At 71.2% G+C, this 12498-nt stretch carries 10 protein-coding genes and 1 pseudogene; 6 read left to right on the top strand and 5 right to left on the bottom strand.

The genetic code is table 11. The annotated features are described in order from the left end of the window. Window positions 1-13: 13 nt before the first annotated feature. From E0497_RS05625 to E0497_RS05635, 3 genes and pseudogenes are all read left to right on the top strand, one after another. The gene (locus E0497_RS05625; RefSeq protein ID WP_137723793.1) at window positions 14-757 is read left to right on the top strand and encodes a lysophospholipid acyltransferase family protein; all 744 of its coding nucleotides are present in this window, start codon (window positions 14-16) and stop codon (window positions 755-757) included. Between the two features lie 8 nt (window positions 758-765). Next, window positions 766-1323, top strand: coding sequence for a SanA/YdcF family protein (locus tag E0497_RS05630; RefSeq protein ID WP_241665725.1), 558 nt, complete (start codon window positions 766-768; stop codon window positions 1321-1323). Between the two features lie 127 nt (window positions 1324-1450). Beyond that, window positions 1451-2215: pseudogene (locus E0497_RS05635) on the top strand (DUF4436 family protein); the annotation flags it as partial. 33 nt (window positions 2216-2248) lie between these two features. Here the strand turns inward: E0497_RS05635 and E0497_RS05640 are convergent. Next, window positions 2249-3484 carry a glycosyltransferase 87 family protein gene (locus tag E0497_RS05640; RefSeq protein WP_137723859.1) on the bottom strand — a complete coding sequence of 412 codons (1236 nt, stop codon included), beginning with the start codon at window positions 3482-3484 and terminating at the stop codon, window positions 2249-2251. A 160-nt stretch (window positions 3485-3644) separates the two neighbouring features. On the opposite strand from E0497_RS05640, the gene E0497_RS05645 reads away from it, so the two are divergent. Both E0497_RS05645 and E0497_RS05650 read left to right on the top strand, forming a co-directional pair. Further along, window positions 3645-4136, top strand: coding sequence for a polyadenylate-specific 3'-exoribonuclease AS (locus E0497_RS05645; RefSeq protein ID WP_137723794.1), 492 nt, complete (start codon window positions 3645-3647; stop codon window positions 4134-4136). A 90-nt stretch (window positions 4137-4226) separates the two neighbouring features. Continuing rightward, on the top strand, window positions 4227-5612 hold the full coding sequence (locus E0497_RS05650) for a class II 3-deoxy-7-phosphoheptulonate synthase (RefSeq protein ID WP_137723795.1): 1386 nt from the start codon (window positions 4227-4229) through the stop codon (window positions 5610-5612). A gap of 108 nt (window positions 5613-5720) precedes the next feature. Here the strand turns inward: E0497_RS05650 and pknB are convergent, their stop codons facing one another. Then, the gene (gene pknB, locus E0497_RS05655; RefSeq protein WP_137723796.1) at window positions 5721-7739 is read right to left on the bottom strand and encodes a Stk1 family PASTA domain-containing Ser/Thr kinase; all 2019 of its coding nucleotides are present in this window, start codon (window positions 7737-7739) and stop codon (window positions 5721-5723) included. A gap of 132 nt (window positions 7740-7871) precedes the next feature. Between pknB and E0497_RS05660 the strand changes: the two genes are divergently transcribed. Next, window positions 7872-8240: an Rv2175c family DNA-binding protein gene (locus tag E0497_RS05660; protein WP_137723797.1), complete on the top strand. Its 369-nt coding sequence runs from the start codon at window positions 7872-7874 to the stop codon at window positions 8238-8240. A gap of 19 nt (window positions 8241-8259) precedes the next feature. Here E0497_RS05660 and E0497_RS05665 read toward each other — a convergent pair whose 3' ends face one another. From E0497_RS05665 to crtI, 3 genes are all read right to left on the bottom strand, one after another. Beyond that, entirely contained in the window at window positions 8260-9183 is a 924-nt protein-coding gene (locus E0497_RS05665) for a phytoene/squalene synthase family protein (protein WP_137723798.1), read from the bottom strand. Further along, window positions 9180-10808: an alpha-(1->6)-mannopyranosyltransferase A gene (locus tag E0497_RS05670; RefSeq protein ID WP_137723799.1), complete on the bottom strand. Its 1629-nt coding sequence runs from the start codon at window positions 10806-10808 to the stop codon at window positions 9180-9182. Before E0497_RS05670 ends, E0497_RS05665 begins: the two co-directional genes overlap by 4 nt. Before the next feature lie 85 nt (window positions 10809-10893). Then, window positions 10894-12498, bottom strand: coding sequence for a phytoene desaturase family protein (gene crtI, locus E0497_RS05675; protein ID WP_170312877.1), 1605 nt, complete (start codon window positions 12496-12498; stop codon window positions 10894-10896).

Genomic DNA, 12498 nt, shown 5'->3' on the forward strand with positions numbered 1-12498 from the left:
CCGGAAGGACACCATGTGGTACTGGCTGTTTAAGTACGTGTTGCTGGGCCCCCAGCTGTGGCTCCTCGGGCGCCCGAAAGTCGAAGGCGCCGAGAACATTCCGGTGGACGGTCCGGCGATTCTCGCCAGCAACCACCAGGCCGTGCTCGACTCCTTCTTCCTGCCGTTGCGGGTCAAGCGGCGTATCACGTTCCTCGCCAAGAGCGAGTACTTCACCGGTACGGGCCCCAAGGGGGCGTTCCAGAAGTGGTTCTTCTCCGCGGTCGGCCAGGTGCCGATCGACCGCACCGGTGCGTCGGCCGCCAAGGACGCCCTCGACGCGGGCCTGCGGGTCCTCGGCCAGGGCAAGCTGCTCGGTATCTACCCCGAGGGCACCCGCTCACCCGACGGCCGTCTCTACAAGGGCAAGACCGGCATGGCCCGGCTCGCCCTCGAATCCGGCGTCACGGTCATCCCCGTCGCCATGATCGGCACCGAGAAGGTCAACCCGATCGGCTCCCGGGTGTGGAAGCCCTCCAAGGTGACCATCCGGATCGGGGAGCCGATCGACTTCTCCCGGTTCGAGGGGATGGGCGGCAACCGGTTCGTCGAACGCGCCGTCACCGACGAGGTCATGTACAAGCTGATGCGGCTGTCCGGTCAGGAGTACGTCGACATCTATGCGGCCACCCTGAAGAACACGGCCCCCGGCACCCCCGAGACCCCTGCCGCCCCGGCCACCGACGTCGCCCGGGTCCCCGACACCCAGGTCGGCTGACCGGGCGCGTGCGACTGTCCGTCCCGGCCACCGCGCCCGCGGCGCCGGTCGCGATCGTGTTCGGCGCCCGCGTCGCGGACGGGTGGCCCATGCGATTCCTGCAGGGCCGGCTCGACGCCGCCGTCGCGCTGGTCCGGGCCGGCACGGTCTCGGTCGTGCTGGTCTCCGGTGACGCCCACGGACACTCCGGTGACGAGATCGCGGCCATGACCGGCTACCTCGTCGCCGCGGGTGTCGACCGGTGGCGGATCGTCGCCGACCCCTACGGTCTCGACACGTACGACACGTGTGTGCGGGCCGCCCGCACGTTCGGGATCCGGCGGGCGCTCGTCGTCACCCAGACGTTCCACCTGCCGCGGACCGTCGCCCTCGCCCGTGCCGCCGGCATCGACGCCGACGGTGTCCGCGCCGGGATCGCCGGTGGCCGGTTGCGGACCCTGGTGCGGAACTCGGTGCGCGAGATCCTCGCCTACCCGAAGGCGGTGTGGGACGTCGCCACCCGCAGGGATCCGAAAGTGGTGTCCCCGCCGGATGATTCGGTGACGATGGCGCTCGCGCGTCACTGACCCCGGTGTCCCGCGGCGCGGTATCTTCCGTGACGTGCCCTTCTCGTCCTTCGCCCGTAGACGGCCCCGACTGTTCCGGACCGCGGTCGCGGGGGCGGTCGTCGCGGTGTACGCCGCGGTGCTCGGCGTGTTCGCCGCGAGCGACGGCGTCGGCGCCGACGAGGTCCCGGCGTTCGCCGCGGACGGGGAGGTCGTCGTGATCGTCACCCCGACCACGATGCATCCGACCACCGGCCGGCTCGACGTCGAGATCACGGTCGTGCTCGGAGACGACTTCTACGTCCCGCACGGCGAAACGCTCGCACAGTCGCTCGGGCTGTACGTCGAACCGAGCACCTCGCGGCAGGCACTGGTGTTCCCGTCCGGATCGGTGCCCACGACGGTCGACGCCCAACTCGTGGTCCGCGGCAGGGCCGCGCACTGGCCGTTCGACCGGTTCACGATCGAACCGTTCGCCGTCCTCGCCTACACGGACGACGGCGGGGAGAGCCGCGTGATCGAATCCCGCACGTACCTCGACGGGCGCCTCGACGGATGGCGGATCACGCAGCACGCCGTCGACATCGGTATCGACGGCACCGCCGAGCCGTTCGGCGGCACCGGCATCGACGTGCAACTCCGGCGTTCGGTCGGCACCCTCGTCTACGCCGTCATCCTGCTGCTCATGATGGTCGTCCTCGCGGTCCTCGCCGCGTTCGTGGCGATCTCGACCGTCCGTCGGCGCCGGCGTGTCGACACCGACATGCTCGGCTGGATGGCCGCAATGCTGTTCGCGGTCGTCCCGATGCGCAGCATCCTGCCCGGCAGCCCGCCGATCGGATCGTGGGTGGACGTGTCGGTCACCCTGTGGGTGGTGGTCACCCTCGTGGGTGCGCTCGCCGCGTACGTGTACTGCTGGTGGCGGGACACCGCCGGCGAGGACCCGTCAGGCCACCGGCGACAGTTGCGGGACATCGGCGCCGACGTGCCGGTCGCTGCGGCGTCCCCGCCGGTCGAGCCCGGTCCCGCACGCGACGGCCACGATCACGGCGACCGCCCACCACACGTACGCGGAGGCGGCGAACTGGTCCCACAACGGCCACCCGGTGCCCTCCCACCGGCCCGGGCCCAGCCGCCAGTGCGGGGCGATCACGAACAGCAGCCAGGTCGCGGCCGCACCCCCGGCGAGGAGTGCGCTACGCCGCCGGTGCGCCTCGACGGCGGTGAGGGCGAGCAGCGGAGCCACCCAGACCCAGTGGTGTGACCACGACACGGGGGAGGCGAGCAGACCGAACAGCGCGTTGACGCACAGCGCCAGCACTGTCGCGCCCGCCGCGAACGCACGGTGCATCGCGACCGCTGCCACCCCGAGCGCCACCACACTCAGGCCCAGCCACAGCGCGCTGCGCAGCGACTCGTCCACCCCGAGCCGTGCCAGCATGCCGGTGATGCTCTGGTTCGACGGATACGCGGGCGTCCCGATCCGGTCGGACGCGAACAGGGTCTCGGTCCAGTACTGCCACGAGTCGGCGCGGGTGAGCACGAACCCGATCGCGCCGAACACCACGAAACTCACGCCCGTCGTCACCGCGGCCCGAACGTCCTTGCGGACCAGGAAGAACAGCACGAACACCGCGGGTGTGAGCTTGACGGCGGCCACGAACCCGATCAGCAGCCCCCGCGGCCACGGCGTCCGCTTCGGTAGGCAGTCGGCCGCCACGAACGCCATCAACAGAATGTTCACCTGCCCGTAGTCGAACGTGGACCGCACCGGTTCGAGGGTGAACGCGATCGCCGTCGCGGCCAGCGCCGTCCACGCCAACGTCGTACGCACCCGCACCCCGATCGATGCGAGCGTGAGCACCAGCGTCGCGAACAACGCCACCAGCGTCAACGCCGTCAGCACCACCCCGGCCGCGTTCAGCGAGATCATCGACATCGGCGAGAACACCACCGCCGCGAGCGGCGGATACGTGAACGGCAGCGAATCCCCCGACGCCGTGTGCGGCAGCGATCCGTACAGCGGCCCGCCCTCGGCGAACAGGGCACCGCCGAGCCGGTACACGTCCAGATCGATGCGGTAGTAGAAGCCGAGATCACGGATACCGGGGAACCCGATCAGGTGGTAGACCGCGCCGAACACCACACCTGCCCCGATCGCGATCCGGGCCGCGACACCGATCGGCGACCGCCACCACGACGGGACGGCCGACTCGGAGAACGAGTCGACGTCGGACGATCGGTCGGCGGAGACGGGGGAGGGGGTGCGCACCGAACCATCCTGCCCCGAACCGGGGGTGCCGTGTCGAGTGACCCGGTGAGCGGGAGCATAGGCTCCCACGGTGCGTTACTTCTACGACTGCGAGTTCATCGAGGACGGCCGCACCATCGAGCTCGTCTCGATCGGTGTGGTGTGCGAGGACGGCCGCGAGTTCTACGCCGTCTCCACCGAGTTCGATCCCGAACGAGCCGGACGCTGGGTGCGGCGCAACGTGCTGCCGAAGCTGCCGCCGCCGTCGTCGCCGCTGTGGAAGTCGCGGTCCCGGATCCGTGACGACCTGATGGCGTTCCTGATCCCGCGACCCGGCATCGAACCCGAACTGTGGGCGTGGGTCGCCGCCTACGACCACGTCGTCCTGTGCCAGCTGTGGGGGGCGATGACGGAGCTGCCGTCGAGCCTGCCCCGCTACACCCGCGAACTGCGCCAGCACTGGGAGTTCCACGGCTGCCCGCCGCTGCCGCCGGTCCCCGACGACGCCCACGACGCCCTCGCCGACGCCCGCCACAACCTCGCCAAGTTCGACGCGATCGAGGCGTTCCGACGGATGCGGTGACCCGGCGGTGACCGGGATCACCCGACAGGTGATCTCTGTGAACGGGAGCCTTCCCGGCCCCGATTGTGACGGAGAGAATATCCTGTAGTCGTGAACTGGACTGTCGACGTGCCCATCGACCGCTTGCCCGAACTGCCGCCGCTGCCCGCCGCCATGCGCGACCGGCTGGCCGCCGCACTCGCCAAGCCGGCCGCCCAGCAGCCGCAATGGCCCGCCGACCAGGCCGCGGCCATGCGCACCGTCCTCGAATCCGTGCCACCGATCACGGTGGCCGGCGAGGTCGAGGCGCTGTCGGAGAAGCTGGCCGAGGTCGCCCGCGGTGAAGCCTTCCTGCTGCAGGGCGGCGACTGCGCGGAAACCTTCGCGGACAACACCGAACCACACATCAAGGGCAACATCCGCACCCTGCTGCAGATGGCCGTCGTCCTCACCTACGGGGCGAGCCTGCCCGTCGTCAAGGTTGCGCGCATCGCCGGCCAGTACGCCAAGCCGCGCTCGTCGAACACCGACGCCCTCGGCCTGCCGTCCTACCGCGGCGACATGGTCAACTCGATCGTCGCCGAGGACGCCCTCCGCGCCCACGACCCGTCCCGGCTCGTCCGCGCCTACGCCAACGCCAGCGCCGCCATGAACCTGGTGCGCGCGCTCACCGGCTCCGGCACCGCCGACCTGCACCGCGTCCACGACTGGAACCGCGAATTCGTGTCGAACTCGCCGGCCGGCGCCCGCTACGAGGCCCTCGCCGCCGAGATCGACCGCGGCCTCAAGTTCATGGACGCCTGCCGGGTCACCGACCCCAACCTGCAGTCCGCACAGATCTACGCCAGCCACGAGGCCCTCGTCCTCGACTACGAGCGCGCGATGCTGCGCCTCGACGACAACGGCGACCACCCCAAGCTGTACGACCTGTCCGCACACTTCCTGTGGATCGGCGACCGCACCCGCCAGCTCGACGGCGCCCACATCGCGTTCGCCGAACTCGTCGCCAACCCCATCGGCCTCAAGATCGGCCCGTCGACCACCCCCGAGATGGCCGTCGAATACGTCGAACGCCTCGACCCGACCAACAAGCCCGGCCGCCTGACCCTCATCTCCCGCATGGGCAACGGCAAGGTCCGCGACCTGCTGCCCCCCATCATCGAGAAGGTCCAGGCCACCGGCCACCAGGTGATCTGGCAGTGCGACCCCATGCACGGCAACACCCACGAGGCCACCACCGGCTACAAGACCCGCCACTTCGACCGCATCGTCGACGAAGTCCAGGGCTTCTTCGAGGTCCACAACGGACTCGGCACCCACCCCGGCGGCATCCACGTCGAACTCACCGGCGAGGACGTCACCGAATGCACCGGCGGCGCCCAGGACATCTCCGACATCGACCTGTCCGGCCGCTACGAAACCGCATGCGACCCCCGCCTCAACACCCAGCAGTCCCTCGAACTGGCCTTCCTCGTCGCGGAAATGCTGCGCGGCTGACCCCGGGCTCCACCCGCCGGCGGGATACTCCTGCCGCATCAGCTGAAGGGTCCCTTCGTTCGCCTGAGGCGAACGAAGGGACCCTTCAGCCGTTCACTGGGGAGAAGATCAGAGCAGCGACGTGAGCGTGACGGTGGTGCCGGGTGTGACGCGGGAGCCCGCGCTCGGGTCCTGGGAGACGATGAGGGAGCGGTCGGAGCTGATGATCTGCCGCACCTCGTAGGGCAGGCCGAGGCGGTCGAGTTCGTTCTTCGCGGAGCCGACGGAGCGGCCCAGCAGCGACGGCACCTTGATCGCGTTGGATACCTTCAGCGCGACGCTGGTGCCGGAGGTGACGCCGGTCCCGGCTGCCGGGTCGGTACCGATCGCGTCGCCGGCGTCGACGGAGGCGTCGAACACGAGTTGCACGTCCCGGACGGTGATCCCGACGTCGTCGAGGGCTTTGCGGGCCTTGTCCTCCGACATGCCGGACACGTCCGGGACGTCGACGGGCGGTGCGCCCTTGCTGCGGAGCATCCGGACCTGCGCGCCGACGGGCAGCATCGTGCCGGGGGCGGGGTCGAGGGCGGCGATCGCACCGACCGGGACGCGGGCACTGAACGTCTCCCCGCCGTCGACGGGGGCGAGCGTGCGTTCCCGCAGGCTCGCCTCGACGGCGGCGATGTCGCCGCGGCCGGTGACCTCGGGGACGGTGGGTCGGCCGAGCGAGATCAGCAGGTTCACCGACGATCCGCGGGGCACCTCCGCGCCGGCATCCGGGTCGGTGCCGATCACGGCGTCGGCCGCGACGGTGTCCGAGTACCGTCCGGCGGTGTCGACGCTCAACCCGGCCGCCTCGATGGTGGCGGTCGCGGTGGCCTTGTCCTGGCCGCCGATCGCCGGGATCGCGGCGTAGCGGCCCGAACCGAGCCACCAGCCGCCGAATCCGACGGCGGCCGCGAGCAGCACGACCACCAGCAGCCAGGTCACGACGGTGCGACGGGACCGTTGCAGGCGGGCCGACCCGACTCCGAAGGGTCGGGGGGACTCGGGGGCGGACTCGGACTCGGGTGTCGGACGCGGCGTCACCGTCGTGACGACCTTGGTGTGCCGGACGCCGGAGCCGGGGTCGGGGGCCGCTGCGAGCACGGTCGTCGCGTCCCCGGGGGACACGGTGTCGGCGGCCGGTGCGGCAGTCGCCGGTCCGGCCGGTACCCGTGTGGTCGCGGCTGTGGGTGCCGTGGCGGGGGATGCCGCGGCGGGGGGAGTGGCACGCCGTGGCGACGGCACCCGGTACTCGGGTAGCCGCAACCGGGTGCCGACGGAGCGCAGTTCGGCTGCCATGGCACCGGCGTCGGTGAACCGTCGGTCGGGGTCGCGTTCGGTGGCGCGGACGACGAGTTCGTCGAACGCGGGCGGCACCCCGTCGATGATGCTGCTCGGTTCCGGGACGTCGTTGTCGATGCGCTGGTAGGCGATGGACAGCGAGGTGTCACCGGTGAACGGGGTGGAACCGGTGAGCATCTCGAACAGCAGCACGCCGGCGGCGTACACGTCGCTGCGCGCGTCGGCGGTGCCGGTGGTGACCTGTTCGGGGGACAGGTACTGGGCGGTGCCCAGAATGACGCTGCGGGAGGTCGCGTTGGATGCGGCGATCGCCCGCACCAGTCCGAAGTCGGCGATCTTGACGTCGCCGGCGTGGGAGATCAGCACGTTCTCGGGTTTGATGTCGCGGTGCACGAGCCCGGCCCGGTGCGCGACGGCGAGCGCCTCGAGGACGGGACGGGCCACCGCGGCCGCGGCGTGCGGCGGCATGGGGCCGCGTTCACGGAGCAGTTCGCGCAGGGTGCCGCCCTCGACGAGTTCCATCACCAGGAACACGTGTTCTCCGTCACTGCCCTGGTCGTGTACCCCGACCAGGCCGGGATGCGCGAGCCGGGCGACGGCGCGGGCCTCGAACTCGAAGCGGGCGAGGAACTGGGGGTCCGCAGCGAACTGTGGATCCATCACCTTGATCGCGACCGGGCGGTCCAACCGCAGGTCCACGCCGCGGTACACGGTGGACATGCCGCCGCGCGCGATGGGCGCATCGATGCGATAGCGCCGTTCGAGCACCACACCGATCAACCCTCGACCTCCTGGATTCAAGCCCGAGCCCCTCGCCTTGCCGATACAGATTCCCCCCGATCGTAGTCAGCCGGACACTCCGGCCCCGATTCCGTGACGGGGAGACGACGGCGGTGGTCGAGGACCGTCCCCCGACCCGATAACGTAACGGGAGTGAGTGCACTCCCTTACTGCGATGACGTGTTGGACCGGTCGATCCCGCTGCTGCAGCTGCCGGACGTGTCGAAGTGGATGGGTATCCCGATCACCGGCGTCCACCAGTTGCTGCGTGACCACCGCCTGATCGCGGTCAAGCGGGACCGGGTCCCCGGCGTCCCGGAGGCCTTCTTCGGTGAGGACGGGCAGCCGGCCCGGTTGCTGTCCGGTCTGATCATGGTGCTGAGCGACGGCGGCTACTCCGACGAGGAGATCCTGAGCTGGCTGTTCACCGCCGACGAGTCCCTGCCGGGCACCCCGATCGACGCGATGCACGGGGACCTGGCCCGCGAGGTGATCCGCCGCGCCCAGTCGATGGCGTTCTGACAGACGATTCCACCGGACGCTATCCCGCGCCGACGACCGTCCGCACGAGCAGCGGTGCTGCCACGGCGAGGCGGCGTCGGCGCGGCACGGCCACCCGCCGGTCGAGGACCCGGAACCCGCTGTCCTCGATCTCGTCGAGGATCCCGCGGTACAGGACGAACGCGGCCCGCAGTCCCGGCCGGACCCGCGGCTCGAGCAGTTCGAGTCCCGGTTCGGCGCGGCGGTAGACGCCGCGGGTGACCGCGACGACGTGCGCCAGTGCGCGGCGCACTCGCGGCTCCGACACCCCGGTGGCGCGGCAGTGCCGCAGCAGGTCCGCGTCGACCCCGAACGCTGCCAACTCGTCGGCCGGGAGGTACACCCGGCCGCGGTCCAGGTCCTCGCCGACGTCGCGGAGGAAATTGGTGAGCTGGAACGCTTCCCCCAACGCCGCCGCGTACGGTGCGGCCTCCGCGACGGGGACGGTGGTGCCGAGGACCGGCAGCATCTGCAGCCCGATCACCGCCGCCGAGCCGTACATGTACTGCTGCAGCGCCGGCATGTCCGGGTAGGTCGCGCGGAACGCCGGGGTCCCCGGCACGTCCATCCGCATCGACGCGAGGAACGCCCGGAAGAGGTCGACATCGATCCCGTACCGGTCGATCGTGTCGGCGAGTGCCGCCAGGATCGGTCCGGTGCCCGGATCGTCCACCGGCCGGCCGGTCACCGCGGCGTCGAACAGGTCCTCGATCCGGTCGAGCGCGGCCGACTGCCCGCCGTCGGGTGCGACGTCCACGATGTCGTCGACGGTGCGCGCGAACCCGTACAGGGCGTGCACCGCGGACCGGTGCTCGCGCGGCAGCAGTCGCGTCGCCAGGTAGTAGGTGCGGCCGTGCTCGGCGGCGATCCGGCGGCACCGCTCGTACGCCGACGCGAGATCGCCGGCCGGACGGGGACCGGTCACAGCGGCGACGAGGCCCGTTCCGGTAGCGGTGCCGGTGCCGGTGTCGTCTCGGTGTCGGCGACCGCCGCGCGGGTCGGATCGGACACTGCCCGCAGTCGTAGGGGATCGACGGTGGTGAGCGAGACGGCGGCGACGACCGCGGCGAACGTGGCGAGCGCGACGTGGAGGAACGTGTACAGGCCGATCGACCCGTCCGGCTGGAACACCAGCATCAGCCACGTCGACAGGCCGACGAGGATCTGCAGGGTCCGCGTCGACGTCGAGAAACCGGCCGCGATCGCGAGCGGCCACGAGTAGTACCAGGGCAGGGCGGCCGGCGACAGGACCACGATCGCCACCAGGGCGACGAGGATACCCATCACCGCGTCCCGCTCGGTCGTGCGGAACCGCCACCAGATCCACACCAGCAGGCCCGCGAGCGCGACTGCCGAGATCGTGCGGGTCACCTCGAGGACCGGGGCCAGCCGCAGACCGGTGAACCAGCCGGTGCCGACCGTGACGACGTGCGCCATGATCGTCGGCAGCGACAGCCAGTTGATGATCTTCGCGGAGCCGGACAGGGCCGTCAGCCAGCCGAGTCCCACCCCGGCGATCGCCGACGCGGCCGCGAAGATCGCCGCGAACACCGCGACACCGGTGCCGGCGGTGCGGACGAACGCCGCCCACGGGGTGGCCGGTTCGCGGCCCTCGGCGAGCGCGCGGTCGCGTTCGTGGATCATCCAGATCCACACGATGAACGGCAGCGCGATCCCGGCCATCGCCTTCACCGCGACACCGAGCGCGATGACCGCGACCGCGGCGACATGCCTGCGGTCGAGTGCGAGCGTGATACCGGCGACCATGAGGCCGACCATGAGCAGTTCGTTGTGGACGCCGCCGATCAGGTGGATCAGCACCAACGGATTGAGCACCGCGAGCCACACCGCGATCGTCGGATTGCCGCCGAGTTGCCGGGCGAGCCGCGGCAGCGCCCACATCATGAGCGCCAGACCGGGCAGGAACACCAGGCGCAGCAGCATCGTGCCCGCGACCACGTTGTCCCCGGTGATCGCCGTGATGCCCTGGCCGAGGAGCAGCGACACCGGACCGTACGGTGCGGTCGTCGTCGTCCACACGTTGGAGACGTTGTCGAGCAGCAGGCCCGGGTTGACGACCGGGCCGACCGCGTACGGGTCGAAGCCGTCCCGTAGCAGCGCGCCCTGCGCCAGATAGGAGTAGGCGTCCCGGCTGAACATGGGGACGGCCAGCAGCATCGGGGCGGTCCACACCGGCACCGTCCACAGCACGCCCCGCAGTCCGACATCACCACGGAGTGCGATGCGGCCCAAGCGGACCCATGCCGCGATCATCGCCAGCACGCCCGCCCACACGACGATCGTGGACAGTGCGTAGCCGTGCCCGAACCGCAGCCACGACAGGCGCCAGTCCTCGAGCAGGGGGTCGTGGCGCCGGACGCTGCCGGCACCGAACCCGCCGAACGTGATCATGATCGCGCCGAGGAAGCCGAGCAGCGACGCGTGTCCGGCGGGGGTGCGCAGGTAGTCGGCGCTCACCCGCAGCCGGGACCGCGGACCCGCCGCAGTGTCGATGGAGGTGGCGTCGACGGACGCGGAAGGGGCCGACATGGGTGCAGGTTCCTCCCCCGGAAGGATCGTTCGACGGTGACCGACGGTGTCGAAACCGTCGGTCGGCACGGGACGAAGTGACAGTTTAGTGTGTCGCCGGCGAATGTTCGGCAAAGCCCTGCCTCGGGATCGGACGTTCCGGCGCCGGGTGCAGTGTCCCGGCGATGCGCTGTGCGGCCAGTTTCCCGGACACGAGCACCGTCGGAACCCCCACCCCCGGCGTGGTACCGGACCCCGCCAACACCACGTTCGTCGCACGTGAGGCCATGTTCCGGCGCCGGAACGGGCCGGTCTGCCGGAACACGTGCGCCGGCGCGAACGGGCTGCCGGCGGCCATGCCGCGCTGCACCCACGTGTCCGGGGTGTCGATGTGATCGACGAGATAGTCGCCGGTGATGCCGTGGTAGCCGCGCGCCTCGAGGGTCTGCAGCAGTTCCCGGCGGTACACGTCGGCCAGCACCGGCCAGTCCAGCGGTGCACTGTCCAGGTTCGGGCACGGCGCGAGCACCGACAGCGGTTCGTGGTCGACACCGTCGCGGACGACCGTCAGACCGGGGTCGGTGACGGCCGGCCGGGTGATCAGCAGGGACGGATCGCTCATCAACCGGCCCCGGCCGCGGGGCGCGGTGATCTCGGCGAACGTGCGCTCCCACGCGCCGCCGAAGTCGATGGTGTGGTGGTGCGCCGCCCCCCACCGCGCCGCCGTCGCCCGCGGCACCGTGCCGTGCAGCACCACCGCGGACGGGGAGATCCGCAGCCGCCGCGGCCGCCGGGTCGCCAGCAACCGGTCGACGACCGGCAGGTCCGGGGTCAGCACCAGGGCGTCGCATTCGAACACGCGGCCGTCGGCGGTGTGCACCGCCCGGGCCCGCGCACCGGGTCGCGTGGGGTCCCGGTCGATCCGGACCACGTCGGCGCCGAAATGCAGGTGCCCGCCGGCCGCGGTGAACGCGTCGGCCAGCGACGCCGCGATCGTGTGCATGCCGCCCTCCGGGAACGACACCCCCATCGACGTGTCCATGTGCGCGATCGCGCCGTACACGGCGAGCGCCTTCGCCGGCGCGACCCCCGCGTACAGGGCCTGGAACGTGAACACGCGGCGCAGGCGGGGATCGGTGATCCGGCGGGCCACCTGGTGGCCGAGCCGTCCGAACCCGCCCGCCGCGGCGAGCCGCGCCAGATCCGTCGCCGACTTCCGGGTCGACAGCAGATCCAGCGGCGAATCGAAGTTCGCGTCGATGAACGTGTCGAACTCGGCGTCGAACACCCGGGCCAGCCAGCGGCGCAGATTCCGGTACCGACGGGCCTCGTCGGGGCCGCACACCCGGGTGACCTCCGCCGCCATCCGGTCCGGATCGGAGTGCACGTCGATCGTGGAGCCGTCCGCGAACCGGGCGTGATATGCCGGTTCGAGCCGGTGCAGGCGCAGCGGTGGTGTCGTCGACGCGCCGTCCGCGCCGACCGCTGCGAGCGCGTCGTGCACCAACTCCGGCATGGTCAGCACCGTCGCGCCGTTGTCGATCGTGTAGCCGTCGCCGTCGTACGCGCCCACCCGGCCGCCGGGCCGGTCGTCGCGTTCGAGGATCGTCACGTCCCGTCCGGTGCCCCGCAGATGCAGTGCCGCGGACAGTCCCGCCAACCCGGCTCCGACGACCACGACCCGGTCGGTCGCGCCCCGCACGCTCCGCAC

Source organism: Prescottella subtropica (assembly GCF_005434945.1).
Classification (GTDB): Bacteria; Actinomycetota; Actinomycetes; order Mycobacteriales; family Mycobacteriaceae; genus Prescottella; species Prescottella subtropica.